This window comes from Streptomyces sp. UC4497, assembly GCF_054871485.1.
This window is the reverse complement of sequence record NZ_JBTYHB010000009.1, coordinates 16984-37879: the sequence shown is the minus strand read 5'-3', so window position 1 is coordinate 37879 and position 20896 is coordinate 16984. Positions and strand designations below refer to the sequence as shown.

At 71.3% G+C, this 20896-nt stretch carries 21 protein-coding genes and 1 tRNA gene; 10 read left to right on the top strand and 12 right to left on the bottom strand.

Going from position 1 to position 20896, the window contains the following annotated elements; genetic code table 11:
- Window positions 1-23: 23 nt before the first annotated feature.
- From ACYSUO_RS14715 to ACYSUO_RS14705, 3 genes are all read right to left on the bottom strand, one after another.
- Window positions 24-1553, bottom strand: a complete 1530-nt coding sequence (locus ACYSUO_RS14715; protein WP_461776550.1) for a Stp1/IreP family PP2C-type Ser/Thr phosphatase — start codon at window positions 1551-1553, stop codon at window positions 24-26.
- A 158-nt stretch (window positions 1554-1711) separates the two neighbouring features.
- Window positions 1712-2233 carry an FHA domain-containing protein FhaB/FipA gene (locus tag ACYSUO_RS14710; protein WP_461776549.1) on the bottom strand — a complete coding sequence of 174 codons (522 nt, stop codon included), beginning with the start codon at window positions 2231-2233 and terminating at the stop codon, window positions 1712-1714.
- A 10-nt stretch (window positions 2234-2243) separates the two neighbouring features.
- Window positions 2244-3125: an FhaA domain-containing protein gene (locus ACYSUO_RS14705; RefSeq protein ID WP_461776548.1), complete on the bottom strand. Its 882-nt coding sequence runs from the start codon at window positions 3123-3125 to the stop codon at window positions 2244-2246.
- Window positions 3126-3459: 334 nt separating this feature from the next.
- Between ACYSUO_RS14705 and ACYSUO_RS14700 the strand changes: the two genes are divergently transcribed.
- Window positions 3460-3542 (top strand) — tRNA-Leu (locus ACYSUO_RS14700).
- A 183-nt stretch (window positions 3543-3725) separates the two neighbouring features.
- On the opposite strand, the gene ACYSUO_RS14695 is transcribed toward ACYSUO_RS14700, so the two are convergent.
- Window positions 3726-4379: an FMN-dependent NADH-azoreductase gene (locus ACYSUO_RS14695; protein ID WP_461776547.1), complete on the bottom strand. Its 654-nt coding sequence runs from the start codon at window positions 4377-4379 to the stop codon at window positions 3726-3728.
- A gap of 154 nt (window positions 4380-4533) precedes the next feature.
- Between ACYSUO_RS14695 and ACYSUO_RS14690 the strand changes: the two genes are divergently transcribed.
- The 4 genes from ACYSUO_RS14690 to ACYSUO_RS14675 all read left to right on the top strand — a co-directional run bounded on the left by ACYSUO_RS14690 (window position 4534) and on the right by ACYSUO_RS14675 (window position 7877).
- On the top strand, window positions 4534-4923 hold the full coding sequence (locus tag ACYSUO_RS14690; protein ID WP_461776722.1) for a winged helix-turn-helix transcriptional regulator: 390 nt from the start codon (window positions 4534-4536) through the stop codon (window positions 4921-4923).
- A gap of 178 nt (window positions 4924-5101) precedes the next feature.
- Window positions 5102-6550 (top strand): DUF2252 domain-containing protein, encoded by a 1449-nt coding sequence (locus ACYSUO_RS14685; RefSeq protein ID WP_461776546.1) that lies wholly within the window; start codon window positions 5102-5104, stop codon window positions 6548-6550.
- 129 nt (window positions 6551-6679) lie between these two features.
- On the top strand, window positions 6680-7498 hold the full coding sequence (locus ACYSUO_RS14680; protein ID WP_461776721.1) for a hypothetical protein: 819 nt from the start codon (window positions 6680-6682) through the stop codon (window positions 7496-7498).
- A 49-nt stretch (window positions 7499-7547) separates the two neighbouring features.
- On the top strand, window positions 7548-7877 hold the full coding sequence (locus ACYSUO_RS14675) for a rhodanese-like domain-containing protein (protein ID WP_461776720.1): 330 nt from the start codon (window positions 7548-7550) through the stop codon (window positions 7875-7877).
- Window positions 7878-7926: 49 nt separating this feature from the next.
- On the opposite strand, the gene ACYSUO_RS14670 is transcribed toward ACYSUO_RS14675, so the two are convergent.
- From ACYSUO_RS14670 to paaA, 6 genes are all read right to left on the bottom strand, one after another.
- Window positions 7927-9081 carry an acyl-CoA dehydrogenase family protein gene (locus ACYSUO_RS14670; RefSeq protein WP_461776545.1) on the bottom strand — a complete coding sequence of 385 codons (1155 nt, stop codon included), beginning with the start codon at window positions 9079-9081 and terminating at the stop codon, window positions 7927-7929.
- Between the two features lie 142 nt (window positions 9082-9223).
- On the bottom strand, window positions 9224-10318 hold the full coding sequence (gene paaE / locus ACYSUO_RS14665; RefSeq protein ID WP_461776544.1) for a 1,2-phenylacetyl-CoA epoxidase subunit PaaE: 1095 nt from the start codon (window positions 10316-10318) through the stop codon (window positions 9224-9226).
- The gene (gene paaD, locus ACYSUO_RS14660; RefSeq protein ID WP_461776543.1) at window positions 10318-10905 is read right to left on the bottom strand and encodes a 1,2-phenylacetyl-CoA epoxidase subunit PaaD; all 588 of its coding nucleotides are present in this window, start codon (window positions 10903-10905) and stop codon (window positions 10318-10320) included. The genes paaE and paaD overlap by 1 nt, the downstream gene beginning before the upstream one ends.
- A complete protein-coding gene (gene paaC, locus ACYSUO_RS14655; RefSeq protein ID WP_461776719.1) occupies window positions 10899-11588 on the bottom strand; it encodes a 1,2-phenylacetyl-CoA epoxidase subunit PaaC in 690 nt (229 codons plus the stop codon). The genes paaD and paaC overlap by 7 nt, the downstream gene beginning before the upstream one ends.
- Before the next feature lie 89 nt (window positions 11589-11677).
- Window positions 11678-11989, bottom strand: a complete 312-nt coding sequence (gene paaB, locus ACYSUO_RS14650; RefSeq protein ID WP_461776542.1) for a 1,2-phenylacetyl-CoA epoxidase subunit PaaB — start codon at window positions 11987-11989, stop codon at window positions 11678-11680.
- Window positions 11986-13023 carry a 1,2-phenylacetyl-CoA epoxidase subunit PaaA gene (gene paaA, locus ACYSUO_RS14645; protein WP_461776541.1) on the bottom strand — a complete coding sequence of 346 codons (1038 nt, stop codon included), beginning with the start codon at window positions 13021-13023 and terminating at the stop codon, window positions 11986-11988. Before paaA ends, paaB begins: the two co-directional genes overlap by 4 nt.
- 291 nt (window positions 13024-13314) lie before the next feature.
- Between paaA and ACYSUO_RS14640 the strand changes: the two genes are divergently transcribed.
- The 3 genes from ACYSUO_RS14640 to ACYSUO_RS14630 are packed head-to-tail and all read left to right on the top strand — an operon-like array spanning window position 13315 to window position 16230.
- Window positions 13315-14181 (top strand): DUF5819 family protein, encoded by an 867-nt coding sequence (locus ACYSUO_RS14640; RefSeq protein ID WP_461776540.1) that lies wholly within the window; start codon window positions 13315-13317, stop codon window positions 14179-14181.
- Between the two features lie 23 nt (window positions 14182-14204).
- Window positions 14205-15392 (top strand): HTTM domain-containing protein, encoded by a 1188-nt coding sequence (locus tag ACYSUO_RS14635; RefSeq protein WP_461776539.1) that lies wholly within the window; start codon window positions 14205-14207, stop codon window positions 15390-15392.
- A 46-nt stretch (window positions 15393-15438) separates the two neighbouring features.
- Complete coding sequence (locus ACYSUO_RS14630; RefSeq protein ID WP_461776718.1) at window positions 15439-16230, top strand: TrmH family RNA methyltransferase; 792 nt, start codon at window positions 15439-15441, stop codon at window positions 16228-16230.
- Here the strand turns inward: ACYSUO_RS14630 and paaN are convergent.
- Window positions 16227-17939, bottom strand: a complete 1713-nt coding sequence (gene paaN, locus ACYSUO_RS14625; RefSeq protein WP_461776538.1) for a phenylacetic acid degradation protein PaaN — start codon at window positions 17937-17939, stop codon at window positions 16227-16229. The genes ACYSUO_RS14630 and paaN overlap by 4 nt on opposite strands.
- Before the next feature lie 228 nt (window positions 17940-18167).
- On the opposite strand from paaN, the gene ACYSUO_RS14620 reads away from it, so the two are divergent.
- Together ACYSUO_RS14620 and ACYSUO_RS14615 are read left to right on the top strand one after the other, a co-directional pair.
- Window positions 18168-19676, top strand: coding sequence for a 3-hydroxyacyl-CoA dehydrogenase (locus ACYSUO_RS14620; protein ID WP_461776537.1), 1509 nt, complete (start codon window positions 18168-18170; stop codon window positions 19674-19676).
- The gene (locus ACYSUO_RS14615) at window positions 19673-20281 is read left to right on the top strand and encodes a TetR/AcrR family transcriptional regulator (RefSeq protein ID WP_266711888.1); all 609 of its coding nucleotides are present in this window, start codon (window positions 19673-19675) and stop codon (window positions 20279-20281) included. The genes ACYSUO_RS14620 and ACYSUO_RS14615 overlap by 4 nt, the downstream gene beginning before the upstream one ends.
- A 43-nt stretch (window positions 20282-20324) precedes the next feature.
- Here the strand turns inward: ACYSUO_RS14615 and ACYSUO_RS14610 are convergent, their stop codons facing one another.
- Complete coding sequence (locus tag ACYSUO_RS14610) at window positions 20325-20834, bottom strand: Lrp/AsnC family transcriptional regulator (protein WP_461776536.1); 510 nt, start codon at window positions 20832-20834, stop codon at window positions 20325-20327.
- Window positions 20835-20896 lie beyond the last annotated feature (62 nt).

Here is a 20896-nt window from a genome sequence, read left to right as displayed (position 1 = left end):
CGTGCTGAGGCCCCCAACGGCTTCTACTGCTGCGCGCACGCCTTGGCCAGCTGCTGCTCTTCGTCGGAGAGAGTGGGGCCAGGGGTGGGCTTGGGAGAGGTCTTGGACTTACCGGTCGAGGATCCCGACGGGTTCGGTGTGGGTGTGGCGGTTTCCGCGGTCCGGTACGACGCCTTGGACGCCGTGCCACCCGTGGAGGTTCCGCCGGCTTCGCCCTCGCCGGTCTTCGCGTTCTTCTCGTTCTCGGCCTTGTCCCGTGCGGCCTGCTTCTCGCATGCGGTGGCCTGCGCGGACAGTTCCTGGATCTTGTCCTGGGCGGCCGCCAGGTCGCCTTCGGCGATGGTCGCGTCGACCTGCTTGCGCTGGTACGGCGGCAGGTACTTGAGCTCGATCTCCGGGTGGTCCTTCTCGACGTCGGACAGGCTCACCCAGGCGAGGTCCTGACTGATGCCGCGGTACAGCGCCACGTGCGCCTCGTTGGTGCCGACGTAGTACTGCGTCTGCGTCCAGCGATAGCCGCCGTAGAGCCCGCCGCCGATGACGGCCAGCGCGAGCACCGTGTAGAGCGATCTCTTGAGCCACCTCCGGCGGGGCCGCGGCTTCACGAAGTCCTCGTCCGAGTAGGAGAAGCCCTCCACGGCGCCGCTGTCGGGCGGGCCGAACTCGCCGCCCCCGCCCGCGGATCCACCGTGGGCCTGGCGGCCGAGTCCGGCTGCGCGCCCCGCGGGGGTCTCCATCGCGTTGCCCTCGTGCAGCGCCTGCTGGTTCTCGGCGACGGCGCCCACGATGACGGGTGCGTCCGAGAGATGACCGGCGAGGGTGTCCCCGCTGTCGATGTCCAGGACGTCCGCGACGATCACGGTGATGTTGTCGGGTCCGCCGCCGCGCAGCGCCAGCTGGATCAGGTCCTGGACCGTCTCCTGCGGGCCCTGGTAGCTGGCGAGCGTCTCCTCCATCGTCTGGTGGGAGACGACGCCGGACAGACCGTCGGAGCAGATCAGGTAGCGGTCGCCGGCCCGGACCTCACGGATGGAGAGGTCGGGCTCGACGTGGTCGCCGCTGCCCAGCGCGCGCATCAGCAGCGAGCGCTGCGGGTGCGTGGTGGCTTCCTCTTCCGTGATGCGGCCCTCGTCGACGAGGCGCTGCACCCACGTGTGGTCCTGCGTGATCTGCGTCAGCACGCCGTCGCGCAGCAGGTAGGCGCGCGAGTCGCCCACGTGTACGAGGCCGAGCCGCTGGCCCGTCCACAGCAGTGCGGTCAGAGTGGTCCCCATGCCCTCGAGCTGGGGGTCCTCCTCGACCATCATCCGGAGCTGGTCGTTGGCCCGCTGCACGGCGGTGCCGAGCGAGGTCAGGATGTCCGAACCGGGCACGTCGTCGTCGAGCGCGACGATGGTGGAGATCACCTCGGACGAGGCGACCTCACCGGCGGCCTGGCCGCCCATGCCGTCGGCGATCGCGAGCAGCCGGGGGCCGGCGTAACCGGAGTCCTCGTTGCCCTCGCGGATCATGCCTTTGTGTGATCCGGCGGCGAAGCGCAGTGACAGACTCATGCGCACCTGCCCAGCTGGCTCAGACTCCGGGTACAGCCGGTCGTGTCGAACCACACTGCCCACCCTCCGGTCGGGAGCGCGCCGGTGTCCGGGGCAGCAAAGGCCCGGACGTCCGCGTCGGCCCGCTCGCTCCGCTCGCGCTCATTCATGACGTAGCACTACTTCCGCAGCTCGATGACGGTCTTGCCGATGCGGATCGGCGCGCCCAGCGGAATCGGCTGGGGCGTCGTGAGGCGGGTCCGGTCGAGATATGTGCCGTTGGTGGACCCGAGATCCTCGACGATCCACTGACCGTCCCGGTCCGGGTAGATCCTGGCATGCCGGCTCGACGCGTAGTCGTCGTCGAGCACGATCGTGCTGTCGTGCGCACGGCCGAGCGTGATCGTCTGCCCCTGCAGCGCCACCGTCGTACCGGTGAGCGTGCCTTCGGAGACGACCAGCTTGGTGGGGGCGCCGCGCCGCTGACGGCCACCGCCCCCTTGCTGCTGCTGCCGCTGCTGCGGAGGCGCAGCGGCTTGTCGTGCGGCCTGTTGCGAACGTCCGTTTTCACGGCGTGAGCCGCGTGCGGTGACGCGCGTTCCGAACAGGTCGCTGCGGATGACCTGGACGGCCACGATCACGAACAGCCACAGAACGGCCAGGAAACCCAGCCGCATGACCGTCAGGGTCAGCTCTGACATTGCCCCCGCTTCACCCTTCGGCTTGCCGGTAAACGATGGTGGTTTGGCCCACGACGATCCGCGAGCCGTCGCGGAGCGTAGCGCGGGTGGTGTGCTGCCCGTCCACCACGATGCCGTTGGTGGATCCGAGATCCTGGATCGTCGAGGGCGTTCCGGTCCGGATCTCGCAGTGCCGGCGCGATACGCCGGGGTCGTCGATCCGCACGTCGGCCTCGGTGGACCGACCGAGCACGAGGGTGGCGCGAGAGATCTGGTGGCGTGTGCCATTGATCTCGATCCAGTGGCGCATCCGGGCGCCGGGCAGCGGGCCCGCGTCGGGCTGCTGTCCCTGTACCGCGGGTGCCGACTGCGGTGCATGCTGCGGTGCCTGCGCCGGACGGGCCGGCGGCGGGGCCGAGGGCATCGGCGGGGCCGCGGTGGGCCCCGGGTATCCGTAGCCACCGGGCGCCTGGCTCGCCTGGTTCGGCCGGGCGGCCGGGGCGGGGCGCTGCTGTTGCTGGGGCCGGTCCTGGCTGGTGGAGGACGCGAGGGTGCGGCTGCGTACCCGGTACAGACCCGTGTCCAGGTCGTCCGCCTTCTCCAGGTGCACCTTGATGGGGCCCATGAAGCTGTAGCGCTGCTGCTTCGCGTAGTCGCGCACCATGCCGGACAGCTCGTCACCGAGCTGGCCCGAGTAGGGGCTCAGCCGCTCGTAGTCGGGCGCGCTGAGCTCCACGATGAAGTCATTGGGGACGACGGTCCGGTCGCGGTTCCAGATCGTGGCGTTGTTGTCGCACTCGCGCTGCAACGCTCCGGCGATCTCGACGGGCTGCACCTCGGACTTGAAGACCTTGGCGAAGGTGCCGTTGACCAGCCCCTCCAGGCGCTGTTCAAACTTCTTCAGGACTCCCATGGGGCACCTCCTCCTTCTTTGCCGCCCTGCCTACTTGGTACTGCTTACTGATCGTATCCACGCGTCGGGAAATCGGCTGGTTCCCCCTGTCCGCCTGCTCGATGAGTGTCGACGCTCACAGCCCCTCAACCGGGCCCCTTGTCTGGGGATCGTAGAGGTGGCCTCCACACAGTGTCCCGTACGCGGCTGTGGGCCGTGGGCGATCCAGGTCCCGGGTGCCCGCCGAGCGCCCCCAGGAACGGATGTGAATCCACCCTTCGCAGCGTGCTAATGTTTTGTTCGTCGGAAGGCACAGGGCCCGCAAGGGCACAGGGTTCGGAAGACACACTCGATTGCGCGAGTGGCGGAACGGCAGACGCGCTGGCTTCAGGTGCCAGTGTCCTTCGGGACGTGGGGGTTCAAATCCCCCCTCGCGCACAGTGAAAAGCCCCGCAGATCTTCGGATCTGCGGGGCTTTTGCGTTGCCCGCCGAGAGCGGGTGCGCATGCCCACAGGGCCCCACGATCGACTGGTCGTGGGGCCCTGTGGGTTATGTCACGTCGCTACGCGCGCGTGCGCGGGTACGTACGCAGGCTTACGCGCTCAGGTACGCGCGCGTGCTCAGGCGGCGAAGCGGGAGGCGAGCGCCTTGCCCTTCTCCTCGGCGTCCGCGAGGGCCTTGGCGCGGGAGGCCTCGAAGAGCGGGATCAGCTCGGCCATCGCCGGGTTCTGCGGGGCCATGGTCAGCTCCGGGACGATGAAGTCCAGGTCGAGACCGAGGCCGTCACGCAGGGCGGCGCCCAGGAAGTTCTGCACGTACTCGAAGCCCTCGCGCGGGGTGCCCGGCGCGTAGGAGCCGCCGCGGCTGGCGACGACGGTGACCGGGGTGCCCTTGGCGGACTGGGTCTCGGGGCCCGAGGTGCGGCCCATGAGGATCACGTTGTCCAGCCACGCCTTCAGCGTGGAGGGGATCGAGAAGTTGTACATCGGGGCGCCGATCAGGATGGCGTCCGCCTGCTCCAGCTCCTCGATGAGCTTGACGCGCTCGGCGAAGGCGGCGGCCTGCTCCGGCGTGTGCGCGTCGGCGGGGACGAAGCCGGCCACGTGGGCGTCGGCGGTGATGTGGGGCACCGGGTTCGCGGCCAGGTCGCGGTAGACGACGGTGCCCTCCGGGTGCTGCTCCTCCCAGGCCTTGCGGAAGGCGTCCGTGACGGCACGGGACGCGGAGGCCTGGCCGTCGAAGACGGAGGAGTCGATGTGGAGCAGGGTGGCCATGGTTCTCTCCCGTGAGGGTTGAGGGCGCCCTGTCAGGATGGGACCGAGGGCGCGGTAATTGAGTATGTAACTAGTAATAGCACAGTGGCTTACTTTTTTTCACCCCCATACGAGAACGCAGTACCCTGGAGGCATGGTGGGCAACGGGGAAGACATGAGCGAGGCGTGTGCGTCGGGCGCCGTGACCCACGAACCCCAGAGGTGTTCGACGGTCGACATCGGCATGACGCGCGTCTTCGGACTGCTGGGCAAGCGCTGGACGGGGCTGATCGTGTCCGTCCTGATGGGCGGACCGAGACACTTCGCGGATCTGCGCAGGGCCATCCCCGGCATCAGCGAGCGGATGCTCTCCGACCGGCTGACCGAGCTCGGGGCGGCCGGCCTCGTCGTGCGGCAGGTCGACGAGGGGCCGCCGCTGCGCGTCTCGTACCGGCTCTCAGCGGCGGGGGCGGCGCTGCAGCCGGCGCTGCAGGAGTTGGGGGACTGGGCCGGGAAGTATCTCGGGGCCGAGGGCGGGACGTGTCCGGAGGAGTTCCGGAAGTAGCCGGAGAGGTTCCGCCCGCGGAGTGAGTGAGTTGTGCACGTGCTGAGGGTTTTCCACAGGCCCTGACGGGTTTTCCGGACCGGCGGTACGGTCGTGACCGATTGCACACGACGTGCGGGGACGGCTCCGTGCGGCGTGCGTACGGGACGTTCTCAGGGGACGGGGGAGGCGGTCGGTCATGGGCGGATCGGATCACGTGGCGGTGCCGAGGCAGGGCGGGGTGCCGGAGCCCGGGGCGCGGCCGCTGCCGCGGGTGCCGGGGTTCGCGGCGGCCGCGGAAGGCTCGGGCAGCACACCCAAGGCGGCGGGCAAGGCGCTGCGCGAGAAGGTGCCGCGGTCCGTGCACCGGGACTTCGCGTCGGACCCGGACCGGCCCGACGGTTCGGCCGCCGTCGAGGAGTCCAACCGCGGCAGGATCCCCGAGCTCACACCGATACGCGTCGGACGCATGGCCGCCACCCCCTTCGCGTTCCTGCGCGGCTCCGCCGGCCTGATGGCGTACGACCTCGCGCGCACCCCGGTGACCGGCATCGGCGCCCAGATCTGCGGTGACGCGCACGCGGCCAACTTCGGCCTGTACGCGGACGCGCGCGGCGGCCTCGTCATCGACCTCAACGACTTCGACGAGACGGTGCACGGCCCCTGGGAATGGGACCTGAAGCGGCTCGCCACCTCGCTCGTGCTCGCGGGTCGGGAGGCGGGGGCCGACGAGGACACCTGCAAGGAAGCGGCGCACGACACCGTCGGTGCCTACCGGCGCACCATGCGGCTCCTCGCGAAGCTCCCCACCCTGGAGGCGTGGAACGCGATCGCCGACGAGGAGCTCGTCTCCCATGCGAACGCCCGGGATCTGCTCGGCACCCTGGAGCGGGTTTCCGAGAAGGCCAGCAGGAACACCAGCGGACGGTTCGCGGCCAAGTCCACGGTCGCCGTCGAGGGCGGTGGACGTCGGTTCGTGGACGCGCCGCCGGTGCTCCGCTCGGTGCCCGACGAGGAGGCCGCGGCCGTCGCCAGCGCGCTGGGCCCCTATCTGGACACCCTGTCCGCGGACCGGCTTCCGCTGCTCGGGCGGTACGCGATCCATGACGTGGCGTTCCGCGTCGTCGGCACCGGCAGCGTCGGCACCCGCTCCTACGTGGTGCTGCTTCTCGACCACCGGGGCGAGCCGCTCGTGCTGCAGGTGAAGGAGGCGCGGGCATCGGCGCTGCTCCCGCACCTGCCGACGGCCGGGTTCGCGGCGGAGCCCGTCGGGCACGAGGGCCGGCGGGTGGTGCTCGGGCAGAAGCGGATGCAGGTCGTCAGCGACATCCTGCTCGGGTGGACCACGGTCGACGAACGGCCTTTCCAGGTGCGGCAGTTCAGGAACCGCAAGGGCAGCGTCGACCCGGCCGCCCTCGCTGCCGACCAGATAGACGACTACGCCCGGATGACCGGCGCCCTGCTCGCCCGCGCCCACGCGCACAGCGCCGACCCGCGGCTCGTCGCCGGGTACTGCGGCAAGAACGAGGAGCTGGACGAGGCGGTGGCCGCGTTCGCCGTCGCCTACGCGGACCGGACCGAGGCCGACCACGGGGAGCTGGTGCGGGCCGTGCGCGAGGGGCGGGTGGCGGCCGAGGCGGGCGTCTGAGGAGCGGGCCGCCGCAGCCGTTCCGGCGCGGGAAACACCGTGCCCTACGCTGGTCGTGTGACGACCCCGGAGACCGACGATGTGGCAGGGCAGCCGGAGGAGCAACCTCGGGAGCGCCTCAAGGACCGCCTGAAGGAACGCCTCAACGAGCGGGCCCAAGAGCGGGACGCGGAGCGGCCCGAGGCGCGCCTCGAGCGGGCCGTGCGCGCCGCCGAGCAGGCGTTGATCGAGTTCGAGATCGCCGTGGAGACCTTCCGGGTCGAGGTGGAGAACTTCTCGCGCCTGCACCACCAGAAGCTCGGGCCGATGTACAGCCGGCTCGACGAGCTGGAGGCGCTGATCGCGGAGGCGACGGCGGCCCGCACCGGTGATCCGGAGGACCACCGCAAGGCCGACGAGGCGCGGGCGCGGGTGATGCCGATGCCGGGCGTCGAGGAGCTGTTCCACGGCTGGATGGACGGGGACGGGCTGTTCCCCGAGGCCAGCGCGATGCTGACCGATCAGCCGGTGCGGCCGCCGCAGCGGGTGCGGCCCAGCGAGGAGGCGCGCAAGCTCTACCGCGCGCTGGCCCGCAAGGCGCACCCGGACCTGGCGCAGGACGAGCGCGAGCGGGAGCGCCGCGACGAGTTCATCGCGCGGGTGAACGCGGCGTACGGCCGGGGTGACGCGGCGTTGCTGCGCGAGCTGACCGAGGAGTGGGACGCGGGTCCTGTGCCGTCCGAGCAGCAGCCGAGCGAGAGCGAGGAGCTGTACGCCCGCCTCGAGTGGCTGGCGCAGCGCAAGGAGCTGCTCACGGCGGTGGCGCAGGAGCTGGAGGAGAGCGCGATCGGCTCCATGCTGCGGATGGCTCCCGACGACCCGGACACCTTGCTCGACGAGATCGCCGAGAAGCTGCTGGCGCAGGTCGCCGAGCAGGAGGCGGAGCTGGAGCGGCTGACCGCCTCCTGAGTTCCGGGCCCGAGAGGGTAGCGTCGGGGGCATGGTTTTCGGTTCTGGTGTGCCCACGGTCACTGTCGACGAGCTCAAGGAAGAGGACTTCCTCCTCGACGTCCGTGAGGACGACGAGTGGCAGGCGGGTCACGCGGCGGGTGCGCTGCACATTCCGATGAGCGAATTCGTCGCCCGCTACGGCGAGTTGACGGAGGCGGCGCCGCAGGACGGCCGCGTCAACGTGATCTGCCGCTCCGGCGGACGCTCCGCCCAGGTGACGATGTATCTGGCGCAGCAGGGCGTCGACGCGGTGAACGTCGACGGGGGCATGCAGGCCTGGGAGGCGGCCGGCCGCGCCGTCGTGGATGACAACGGGCAGCCGGGCGCCGTGGCCTGAGAGCTGTTCTTTCGGCCTTCGGGGCCTGACATCTGCTTTCTGGGGTTGATCACCCCAGGGGGTGCGCCGCCAGCAGGTCGCCGAGTGCCTCCTCGTGGGCGGCGGCCGGGCCGAGCGAGAGCTCCAGGTGCTTGGCCCATGCGTGATAGCGGTGCAGCGGGTAGTCCGTGTCCGCGCCGAAGCCGCCGTGCAGATGCTGTGCGGTCTGCACGACGCGTCGGACGCCGTCGGACGCCCAGGTCTTGGCGACCGCCACGTCCCCCGCGACCGGCAGCGGGCCGCTCGCGTTGCTACTGATGCGCCAGGCCGCCTGCCACAGGGTGGCTTCCATGGCGCGCAGATCGATATAGCGGTCGGCGGCCTGCACGGCCACGGCCTGGAACGTGGCGATGGGGTACCCGAACTGCTCGCGCTTGCCCGCGTAGTCGCTGGTCATCTTGAGCACGCCCTCGCCGAGGCCGAGCGCGAGCGCGCAGGTGCCGGTGGCGAGCAGGTCGTGCAGGCGGGGCCAGGCCGTGGCGTCCTCGATGAGGTGCGGCCCCTCGACGCGCACGCCGTCCAGGCGCAGCTCGGCCTGGCGCTCGCCGGTCGTCGATATCTGCTCGGCGAGCGTGAGCCCCGGTACGTCGGCGAACGGGCCGGGGAGCACCGCCAGCACCGCTTCCCCCTCGCCGGTGTGCGCCGGGACGAGGATCCGGTCGGCGCCGTAGGCCCAGGGCACGGCCGTCTGCACGCCGTCGAGCACCCAGGTGTCCCCTCCCGCGTCGGGCTCCTTGCGCGCGGTGACGGCCAGTTCGGCCGGGTCGTGCCCGGTGTGGCCCGCGGAGGCGACGGTCAGCACGAGCTCGCCGCGCGCGGCGCGGGGGAGGATCTCCTGCCGCAACTGGTCTCCACCGCAGGCCTCCACGACCGTCGCGGCCGCGCTGTGTTCGAGCAGCGGGATCCGGGCGAGGACCTTGGCCGATTCGCGCAGCACCAGGCAGAGCGCGATGGCGTCGAGTCCCGCTCCGCCGTGTTCCGGCCCGATCAGCAGACTGAGCAGATCGGCGTCGGCGGCCTTCGCCCACAGCGCCCGGTCGAAGTCCTCGGCGACCGCGCCCGAGGTGAGTGAGGGGCTGGGCACACCGTCCGGCGCGACCGGCCCGAACACCGCCTGCGCCGCTTCGACGGCCGCCTGTTGCTCCTCGGAGAAGGTGAAGTCCACTGGCCTTTCCTCCCGTTGCTGCCATTCCGGCCGTGCCTGCCGTACCTACCGTGCCTGCCGTACCACGCCCGCGATCTGACGGGTCGTCAAGATAGAACAGGTTCTACGAGAAGGGAACAGGGGTCGGCGGGGCGCTCCGGGGTCAGCGGTCGAAGTCCAGCTCCACCTTCTCCGTGGTCGGGTGCGACTGGCAGGCCAGCACATAGCCCGCCTCGGTCTCCTCCGCCTCCAGCGCGAAGTTCCGGTCCATGCGGACCGACCCCGAGACCAGGAACGCGCGGCAGGTCCCGCAGACCCCGCCCTTGCAGGCGTACGGCGCGTCCGGACGGTTGCGCAGCACGGTCTCCAGGACGGACTCGCCGTCCTCGACCGCCCAGTTGCCCGAACGGCCGTCGAGCTGCGCCGTCACCGTGCTGTGCGCGGGCGTCGGCGTGGACCCCCGGTCCCGGTCCTGGCCGCCGTCGTCGACGTGGAATATCTCCTCGTGGACGCGTTCGCGCCGCACGCCGAGTGCGCGCAGCGCCCGCTCGGCGCTCTGCACGAGCCCGTACGGCCCGCACAGGTACCAGCCGGCCACCCGCTCCATCGGCAGCAGCGCGGGCAGGAGGGCGGTGAGCCGCTCCTCGTCGAGCCGGCCGGATGCCAGGCCCGCCTGCTGTTCCTCCCGGGAGAGCACGGTGACCAGCTGGAACCGGTCCGGGTAGCGGTCCTTCAGGTCGGCGACCTCCTCCAGGAACATCGTCGACGCGGTGCTGCGGTCGCTGCGTATCAGGCAGAACCGGGCGTCCGGTGCCCGCTCCAGGAGGGTGCCGGCGATGGACAGCACCGGTGTGATGCCGCTGCCGCCGACCACCGCGGCGTAGTGCGCGGAGGCGGTGTCGGGGGTGGGGTCGAGGGTGAAGCGGCCGGCCGGGGTCATCACCTCCAGCTCGTCACCGACGGCGATCTCCTTGTGCGCGTACGTGGAGAACGCGCCGTCGTCGACCAGGCGCACGCCGACCCGGAGGCTGCTCGGTGCCTCGTGCGCCGGGGCGGTTGAGCAGATCGAGTACGTGCGCCGGATCTCTGCTCCGTCCACGGTGCGGCGCAGGGCGAGGTGCTGTCCCGGAGTGAAGCGGTACGCCTCGCGCAGCTCGGGCGGTACGGCGAGGGTCAGTGCCACGGAGTCGTCGGTGAGCCGGTCGACCGCCGCGACGCGGAGCCGGTGGAAGCGGGCCCGTCCCCCTTCGTGCGCCATCACAACTCCTTGAAGTGGTCGAAGGGCTCGCGGCAGGACAGGCAGCGGCGCAGCGCCTTGCAGGCGGTGGAGGAGAACCGGCTCAGCAGCTCGGTCTCCGTCGAGCCGCAGTGCGGGCAGGCGATCGCTTCCTCGGCGACGCTTGCTTTCTCGGAGGCGGCCGGTTGGGACGTGTGCCGGGTCGGACTGAGGGACACGGCCACCGGGCCCGCGGGCGCGCGCGTCGTGCGCGGCGGCGCTATGCCGAACTCCCGCAGCTTGCGGCGGCCTTCGGGTGTGATGTCGTCCGTCGACCAGGCCGGGGTGAGCACCGGGCGGACGGTGACCTCGGGGACCCCGTGCTCGTGCAGCACCCGCTCGATGTCGGCCGACATCGCCTCGATCGCGGGGCACCCGGTGTACGTCGGGCTCAGCTCGACCTCCACGCGGCCGGGCCCGCGCGTGTGCACGGCGCGCAGCACGCCCAGCTCCTCCAGGCTCAGGACGGGCAGCTCGGGGTCGGGCACGGACCCGGCCAGCCTGCGCAGTTCGGCCTCCAACGGGGTTTCCCGCTGTGCGTGGTGGGCCCGGGGCGAGGCGGTCACCATGACGCCCCCGGGTGGCTGCGGTGCAGATGCTGCATCTCGGCGAGCATCCGGCCGAAGGACTCGGTGTGCACGCCCTGCCGACCTGCTCCCGCGCTCCATGCACCGAGCTGCGGGCCCTCGGGCACGGTCAGCGTCGCCTCTTGCAGCGTGTCGGCGATGGACGTGTTCCAACTCGCTTGCAGTTCGTGCTGGTTGATGTCCAGGCCGGGGACCGGCTGGAACATCTCGCCGGTGTACCGCCACAGCGCGTCGACCGCGCGCTGCATCCGCGCGTGGCTCTCCTCCGTGCCGTCACCGAGGCGCAGCGTCCACTGCCGGGCGTGGTCCTGGTGGTAGGCGACCTCCTTGACCGCCTTGGCGGCCAGGGGAGCGAACTCGGATCCGTTCTCGGCCAGTTGGGCGTAGAGGAGGTGCTGGTAGGTCGAGAAGTAGAGCTGCCGGGCGATGGTGTGGGCGAAGTCCCCGTTCGGCTGCTCGACCAGCTGCACGTTGCGAAAGGCGCGCTCCTCGCGCAGGTACGCCAGCTCGTCCTCGTCGCCCACCAGGCTCAGCAGGACGCGGGCCTGGCCGAGCAGGTCGAGCGCGATGTTCGCGAGGGCGACCTCCTCTTCGATGACCGGTGCGTGGCCAGCCCACTCCCCCAGGCGGTGCGAGAGCACCAGGGCGTCGTCGCCGAGGGCCAGGGCGGCGGACGCGGTGTCCGTCGTGCCGTGCGTGCGGGGCCGCGTCGTATCGAGCCGCGCCGTTTCAGGCCGCGTCGTTTCGGGCTGCGTCACAGGTGCTTCACCCCTTCCGGGATCTCGTAGAACGTCGGGTGCCGGTAGGCCTTGTCGGCGGCGGGCTCGAAGAACGGGTCCTTCTCGTCCGGCGAGGAGGCGGTGATCGCCGCGGACGGCACGACCCACAGGGAGACGCCCTCGCCGCGGCGGGTGTAGAGGTCGCGCGCGTTGCGCAGTGCCAGCTCCGCGTCCGGGGCGTGCAGGCTGCCGGCGTGCGTGTGGGAGAGGCCGCGGCGGGAGCGTACGAAGACCTCCCACAGGGGCCAGTCCGGGGTACCGGAGGCGCTGCTCGGGGTGTCGCTCATGCCGCCCTGCCTTCTCGCGTCGCCGTGGTGGATGCGGTGGATGGGGAGTGCTTGGCCGCGTGGGCCGCGGCGGCGTCGCGCACCCACGCGCCCTCGTCGTGCGCGCGCCTGCGCTGGGTGATGCGCTGTTCGTTGCACGGCCCGTTGCCCTTGAGGACGGCCTTGAACTCCGACCAGTCGATCGGCCCGAAATCGTGCTGCCCGCGCTCCTCGTTCCACTTCAGCTCCGGGTCGGGGAGCGTGAGTCCGAGGGATTCGGCCTGGGGGACGCAGATGTCCACGAAGCGCTGGCGCAGCTCGTCGTTCGAGTGCCGCTTGATCTTCCACTCCATCGACTGGGCGGAGTGCGCGGACTCGTCGTCGGGCGGGCCGAACATCATCAGGGACGGCCACCACCAGCGGTCCACGGCGTCCTGCGCCATCGCGTGCTGGGCCTCCGTGCCACGGCTGAGCGCGAGCAGCAGCTCGTACCCCTGGCGCTGGTGGAAGGACTCCTCCTTGCAGATCCGCACCATCGCCCGCGCGTACGGACCGTAGGAGCAGCGGCACAGCGGCACCTGGTTGGTGATCGCCGCGCCGTCCACGAGCCAGCCGATCGCTCCGACGTCGGCCCAGGTCAGCGTCGGGTAGTTGAAGATCGAGGAGTATTTCTGACGGCCGCTGTGCAGCTTGTCGAGCAGCTCGTCGCGGCCGGTGCCGAGGGTTTCCGCGGCGCCGTAGAGGTAGAGGCCGTGCCCCGCCTCGTCCTGGACCTTCGCCATCAGGATCGCCTTGCGGCGCAGCGAAGGGGCGCGCGTGATCCAGTTCGCCTCCGGCTGCATGCCGATGATCTCGGAGTGGGCGTGCTGGGCGATCTGGCGCACGAGCGTCGCGCGGTAGGCGTCGGGCATCCAGTCGCGGGGCTCGATGCGCTCTTCCGCCGCCACCGCCGCGTCGAACACGGCCTGGAACGCGGCGGTGCCCGGCTCGGCGGCGGCGCCGGTGTCGTCCGGCCGCGCTCCGGCCGCGCGGTGCTGCGGGGTTGCTGTCGCCATGCCCGGTCCCCCTCGACCTTGGGTGCCCGACCTCGGGTCGAGGGCCTCACCGGCTCCCGACCGATCGTTCGGTTCGTCGGATTCAATGGTGGGTCTCGGCGCCGTAAGGTGTCAACCCTGTGCGGTCGGCCTGTGGATAACCTCGGATGTCTGTGCCGCGCGGGCGCTCCCCAGTACGGTTCCGGTGCGTCGTCCCGCGGGGCGACGGCTCGGGATCGGTTTGTCACGGGGGCGCCGATCGGCGGATGGACCGGGAGCCGGGCAGCACCGGATCGGGATCGGGGAGCACCGATGGAGACAGAAGCAGGCGCCGCGGACGAGGGCGCGCGGCTCACGACGGAGCCGTCGGCTCCGCCGCGACCCCGCCTGCCCGAGCCGTCGGGGTCATCGGGTTCGTCGGGGCCGTCGGGTCCGTCGGGTACGGAATCGGGCGGGGGACCGTCCGATACACCCGAGCAGCGGCGCGGGCTCGCGGCGCTCTCCCCCGGTCACCAGCTGACCGCCGTCCTCGCGCTCATCGGCATCTCGCTCGTCACCTGCGTACACATCCTGATGGTGTTCCTGCACGTCGCGCCGTCGAACACGATCACCAAGAAGCACGGTGAGCTGGTCGGCGCGTGGGTCTACCCGGAGTTCGAGCAGAACTGGAAGCTGTTCGCGCCCAACCCGCTGCAGCAGAACATCGCGGTGGAGGCCCGCGCCGAGGTGCGCACGCCCGACGGCGAGCTGCGCGCGACCCGCTGGTACGGACTGTCCGCGCAGGACGGCGCCGCCATCGACGGAAACCTGCTGCCCAGCCACACCCAGCAGAACGAGCTGCGCCGCGCCTGGGACGTCTACACGGGCACCCACGACGCGCAGAACCGGCCGAACGGTCTGCGCGGCACCCTCTCCGAGCAGTACCTGCGCCGCATCCTCGTGCTGCGCCTCGACCGGCTCGGGGCCGCGGGCAAGGGCGAGACCGTCGAGCGCGTTCAGATCCGCTCGAAGACGACCATGGTCGAGCCCCCGAAGTGGAGTGACGAGAAGGTGAACCAGAAGCCGGTGTACCGGCAGGTGCCGTGGTGGACGGTCACCTCCAGCGATGCCCCGCTCGACAGCGGCACGCGCGTGCGGGTGCAGTCGTCGGTGGCGCCCTCGGCTGGCGGTGACCGATGAACGGCGCGCCTTCCGTGGGGCTCATGGACCGCATGCAGCGGAGGCTGGGCGACGGCCTCCAGTGGATCACCGGGTCCGCGCTCGCTCCCTATCAGAGCGCCGTGATCCGCATCGGGTTCTCCGCGACCTGGCTGCTGTTCCTGCTGCGCGAGTTCCCGCACCGCCAGGAGATGTACGGCCCCGACGGGCCGTGGAGCTGGGGCATGGCCCAGCAGCTCACCGACGACAACCACGCGTTCAGCGCGCTCATGTGGTCCGACGGGCAGGGCTGGTTCGAGCTGGTCTACATAGTGGCGGTGGTGTCGTCCGCGCTGCTGATGCTGGGCTGGCGCACCCGCACCATGTCGGTCGTCTTCATGATCGGCGTGCTGTCCCTGCAGAACCGCAGCGTCTTCATGGGGGACGGCGGCGACAACGTCATCCACCTCATGTCGATCTACCTCGTCTTCACGCGGTGCGGGCAGGTCTGGTCGCTGGACGCCCGCAGGCTGCGGCGCGGGGCCGAGGACCGGTTCGGCATCGTGCTGTGGTGGGGCATGGGCCTCGTGCTCGCCGCGATCACGTTCACGGGGAAGGTCGGCGGCGGCTGGCTGCTGTTCTTCTGGGGTATCTGGGCGGCCCAGGCGGTGTGGTGGTCCGTGAACCGCCGCGACCGGCAGGGCGATTCCCGCCTCCTGTGCGACGTCGTCGCCAACCTGCTGCACAACGCCGGGCTGCTCGTGGTGATGGTCGAGGCGTGTCTGATCTACGCGACGGCGGGCTGGTACAAGATCCAGGGCAGCCGATGGCAGGACGGCTCCGCGGTCTACTACCCGCTCCACCTGGACTACTTCTCGCCCTGGCCCGCCCTGGGCGACCTGCTCACGACGTACGGCCCGATGGTGCTGCTCGTGACGTACGGGACCGTGGCCGTCCAGGTCGCCTTTCCGTTCACCGTCTTCAACCGGCGCCTCAAGAACGTCCTGTTGGTGTTCATGATGCTGGAGCACGCGGTCATCGCCGTCGTGCTCGGGCTGCCCTTCTTCTCGCTCGCGATGATCGCCGCGGACGCGGTGTTCCTGCCGACGTCCTTCCTGGTGCGCGTCGGCGGCTGGGTGGCACGCGCGCGTAGTCGCGTTTTCTCCTCTACGAAGGCCCCGGCCGAGCCCGGCCGGCCCGTGGAGGACGAGGGCGAACCGGTGGCGGCGGAGCAGTCGGCCGTGCGCACGTAGGCTTCCTGCCGTGAACGGGACGACTACGGCGGACGGCGCGGGCGGCATGCGGGACGAGCGGCCCGAGGGCCCACAGGGCGCGGGGACCGCCGAGGACGCCGTGCGTGCCTGGCGGCGGCTCGCGGACTCCGCGGTGCTGCTCGACGGGTTCCACGCCCTCAAGCACGCCCTGCGCTTCGGCGCCGACGTCCCGGTCGCGCTCGCCGTCGACCGTGCGTCCGCGCTCGCCCTGGCCGACGAGCTTGCCCCTGATGTCGTACGGGATCTGGCGGGGCTCCTCGTGGAGGTGCCGGACGAGGTGCTGCGGGGGCTCGTGCCGCGGCTGCACCCCACCGGGGTCGCCGCGCTCGCCGGGCGCCCCGCGCGGGCCGACAACCTGGCCGCTCTCGGGCGCGACGCGCGCACCACCCCCGTCGTCGTGCTCGACAACCCGCGCAACCTCGGCAACGCGGGCGCCGTGATCCGCCTCGCCGCCGGCTACGGCGCCACCGGGGTCGTCACCACCGGCGACCTCGACCCCTGGCACCCCACCGTCGTACGGGGCGGTGCAGGGCTGCACTTCGCGACCGCCGTGGAGCGGCTCGCGGTCGACGAGCTGCCGAGCGGGCCGCTGTACGCGCTCGACCCCGAAGGCGCGGACATCCGGGGCCTGAAGCTGCCCGACGACGCCCTGCTCGCCTTCGGGTCCGAGCGCAGCGGCCTCTCCGCCGAACTACGCGCGCGTGCCGACCAACTGGTGTCGCTGCCGATGCGGCCCCAGGTCTCCAGCTACAACCTGGCCACCAGCGTCGGCATGACGCTCTTCCACTGGAGCGCGCACAGCACCCAGGCGCCTTAGGAGGCCTCCCGGCGCACCTCCACCACCCGGAAGCGGTTCGCCACGAAGGCGCTGTCGCACAGGGCCGCGTTCGCCGCGGGGTTGCCGCCCGAACCGTGGAAGTCGGAGAACGCCGCCGTCTGGTTCACGTACACCCCGCCCGTCAGGTTGAGCGAGAGCTGCGCGCACTCCTCCAGGCAGACGTCCTCGACGGACTGGGCCACTTCTTCGGAGGTGGTGTATGCGCCGACCGTCATGGCGCCCTTCTCGCGCACCGTGCGGCGCAGGAGGTCCACCGCGTCACCGGTCGAGTCGACGCAGACCGCGAAGGACACCGGGCCGAAGCACTCGCTCATGTAGGCGGCTTCCGCGTCGGCCCCCTCCCAGTACTTCCGCGCGCCGTCCTGCTTCACGATCACCGGCGTACGGACCACGGCGTCGGGGAAGTCCGGGTTGCTGATCTCCCGTGAGGGCAGGGCGACTTCGCCGATGCCGGGGGCCGCGTCGAGCCGCGCCTTCACGTCCGGGTTGACCAGCGCGCCCAGCACCCCGTTCGCCCGGGCGTCGTCGCCGAGCAGGCCGCCGACCGACTTCGCCAGGTCGGCCACCACCTCGTCGTACGCCTTGGGGCCCTCGTCCGTGGTGATGCCCTCGCGCGGCACCAGGAGGTTCTGCGGAGTGGTGCACATCTGGCCGCTGTAGAGGGACAGCGAGAACGCGAGGTTGGCCAGCATGCCCTTGTAGTTGTCGGTCGAGTCGATCACCACCGTGTTGACGCCGGCCTTCTCCGTGTAGACCTGCGCCTGCCGGGCGTTCGTCTCCAGCCAGTCGCCGAAGGCCGTGGATCCCGTGTAGTCGATGATCCTGATCTCGGGGCGTACGGCGAGGGTCTTTGCGATGCCCTCTCCGGGCCGCTCGGCCGCCAGCGCCACCAGGTTCGGGTCGAAGCCCGCCTCGGCGAGGACCTCGCGGGCCACCTGCACGGTGAGCGCGAGCGGCAGCACCGCGCGCGGGTGCGGCTTCACCAGGACCGGGTTGCCGGTCGCCAGGGAGGCGAACAGGCCCGGATACCCGTTCCACGTAGGGAACGTGTTGCAGCCGACCAGCAGGGAGATGCCGCGCGCCACCGGCGTGAACTCCTTGGCCAGGACCAGGGGATCGCGCTTGCCCTGGGGCTTGGACCACTCCGCGGCGCCCGGGGTCCGCACCTGCTCCTCGTACGCGTACGCCACCGCCTCCAGGCCGCGGTCCTGCGCGTGCGGGCCGCCCGCCTGGAACGCCATCATGAAGGCCTGGCCGCTGGTGTGCATGACCGCGTGCGCGAACTCGTGCGTCCGCGCGCCGATCCGGGCCAGGATCTCCAGGCACGTCACCGCGCGCACCTCGGCGCCTGCGTCACGCCACGCGCGCATACCCGCGCGCATGGCCGGAAGCAGCACGTCGATGTCGGCGTGCGGATACGTGACGCCCAACTCGATCCCGTACGGCGACACTTCACCGCCCACGAACCCGTCCGTACCGGGCTGGCCGAGGTCGAGGCGGGTGCCGAGCAGGGCGTCGAAGGCGGCCTTGCCCTCGGGCATGCTCAGGCTCCCGTTCTCCCCGTACGCCTTGGGGTGCTCCGGGTGCGGGGACCAGTACGCGCGCGTGCGGATCGTCTCCAGCGCCTGGTCGAGCGTCGGCCGGTGCTTGGCGATCAGGTCGTGCGCGGTGAGTTCGGCGGCGGCCATGGGGGACCAACTCCTCCTGGGCTGCGGCTCCTCGTCGAGCCGGCGAGCTGGGCGGGACTGGACGGGACTGGGCAGGCTGGTCTGGGCAGGAACGAACCAACAGAGTTAGAGTAACCGAACGATCGGTCGGGACAAGGGGGTGCGGAAAAGCTGTGGAAAAGCCGGAGAAAATCGGCCGCACCAGCCCCCGGACCCCATGGCTTGGCCCGGTACGGGAGGATCACGTGCATGACAGCACATGACCGCCTCGTCGGCGTGGTGGGCACCGGCACCATGGGGCAGGGCATCGCCCAGGTCGCCCTCGTCGCCGGGCATCCCGTCCGGCTGTACGACGCCGTGCCGGGGCGTGCGAGGAGCGCCGCCGAGTCGATCGCAGCGCGCCTCGACCGGCTCGTCGAGAAGGGCCGCTTGGACGCCGCCGAGCGGGCGGCCGCGATCGCCCGGCTCGAACCCGCGCAGACGCTCGGCGAGTTGGCGCCCGCCACGCTCGTCGTCGAGGCCGTACTGGAGCGACTCGACGTCAAACAGGACCTGTTCCGCGAGCTGGAGGGCGTCGTCGCGGAGGACTGTCTGCTCGCGACCAACACCTCGTCCCTGTCCGTGACGGCGATCGGCGGGGCGCTGCGCCGGCCGGGCCGCTTCGTGGGGCTGCACTTCTTCAACCCGGCGCCCCTGATGCCGCTGGTGGAGGTCGTCTCCGGCGCCGCCACCGACGTCACCGCGGCCACGCGCGCGTACGAGACCGCCCGCGCCTGGGGCAAGACCCCGGTGGCCTGCGCGGACACCCCCGGCTTCCTGGTCAACCGGATCGCGCGGCCCTTCTACGCGGAGGCGTTCGCCGTGTACGAGGAGCAGGGCGCCGACCCCGCCACCATCGACGCCGTGCTGCGGGAGAGCGGCGGCTTCAGGATGGGGCCGTTCGAACTCACCGACCTGATCGGCCAGGACGTCAACGAGGCCGTGACGCGCTCCGTGTGGGAGGGCTTCTTCCAGGACGTGAGGTTCCGGCCGTCGCTGGCCCAGCGCCGCCTGGTGGAGGCCGGCCGCCTGGGCCGCAAGTCGGGCCAGGGCTGGTACGCGTACGGGGAGGACGCCGAGCGTCCCGAGCCGCACACCGCAGGTCCGGCCGGGCCGCCCGCGCGCGTGACCGTCGAGGGCGACCTGGAGTCCGCGGGCGAGCTGATCCCGATGATGCGCGAGGCGGGCATCGAGGTCGTCCAGGAGGACGAGGACAAGGGCACGCGCATCGTGCTGCCCAGCGGCGGCCAGCTCGTGCAGGCGGACGGCCAGACGTCCGTCGAGTTCCGCGACGTCGTCTACTTCGACCTCGCCTTCGACTACCGCAAGGCCACCCGCATCGCCCTGGCCACCAGCCAGGAGGGCAACCCGCGCACCATCGGCGAGGCCGTCGGCCTCTTCCAGGCGCTCGGCAAGGAGGTCAGCGTCATCGGCGACGTGCCCGGCATGATCGTGGCCCGCACCGTGGCGCGGATCATCGACCTGGCGCACGACGCCCTCGCGCGCGGGGTGGCCACCGAGGGCGACATCGACACCGCGATGCGCCTGGGCGTCAACTACCCGCTGGGGCCCCTGGAGTGGGGCCGCAGGCTCGGCCGTGGCTGGGCCTGCGGGGTGCTCGAGGAACTGCACGAACGCGACCCCTCGGGGCGGCACGCGCCGTCCCTCGCCCTCTTCCGGCACTCGTACACCCCCAAGAAGTGGGAGGGCTCCGCATGACCACCGCACGACGGGACACGGGCGCGCGCCGCGACACCTACACGCCCGAGAGCCTCCTCGCGGTCGCGGTCACCGTCTTCAACGAGCGTGGCTACGACGGCACGTCCATGGAGCACCTCTCCAAGGCGGCCGGCATCTCCAAGTCGTCGATCTACCACCATGTGACGGGCAAGGAGGAGCTGCTGCGCCGCGCCGTGAGTCGCGCGCTGGACGGTCTCTTCGGGATCCTCGACGAGCAACCCGCGCGCGCGGGACGCGCGATCGAGCGCCTGGAGTACGTCACGCGGCGCATGGTCGAGGTGCTCACCGGTGAACTGCCGTACGTGACCCTGCTGTTGCGCGTACGCGGCAACACCGACACCGAGCGGTGGGCCATGGAGCGGCGCAGGGAGTTCGACCACCAGGTCGCCCAGCTGCTCAGGGCGGCCGCTGCCGACGGGGACGTACGCGGTGACATCGAGGTGCGGCTCGCCACGCGGCTCGTCTTCGGGATGATCAACTCGCTGGTGGAGTGGTACCGGCCGGACGGCGGCGGGCTCGGCGACCGTGAAGTGGCGGACGCCGTGGTCGAGCTGGTCTTCCAGGGGCTGCGCAAGGCCGGCTGACCCTGGGAGGCGCTGGGGGCGCTGAGAGGCCCTCGGCGGGCCCTCAGGAGTCCGGTGTGCTGCCTTCGAGGTCTTCCTCGTCGAAGACCAGCAGCGTGCGTGTGCTCAGCACCTCGGGGATGGACTGGAGCTTGGTGAGGACCAGTTCGCGCAGGGCGCGGTTGTCCTCCGTGTGCACGAGGATCAGGACGTCGAAATCGCCGCTGACCAGTGCGATGTGCGAGGCCTCCGGGAGCCGGCGCAGCTGCTCGCGCACGGTCCGCCAGGTGTTCTGGACGATCTTGAGCGTGATGTAGGCGGAGGCGCCCTGGCCGGCCCGCTCGTGGTTGACGCGGGCGCCGAAGCCGCGGATCACGCGGTCCTCGATGAGGCGGTTGATCCGCGCGTAGGCGTTCGCCCGGGACACATGGACCTGCTCGGCGACGGAGCGTATCGACGCGCGCCCGTCCTTCAGCAGCAGCTGCAGGATGTCCCGGTCGATGGCGTCCAACGGGCGGGCCGCGGGGTCCGGCACCGGGGTCCCGGAGCCTTCGGCCATTTGTTCAGATGCCATCCGCCCCCGCCTCCTTACCATGGACGTACTGCATTCATCTCAGGCTGTGGAGAACCGATTGT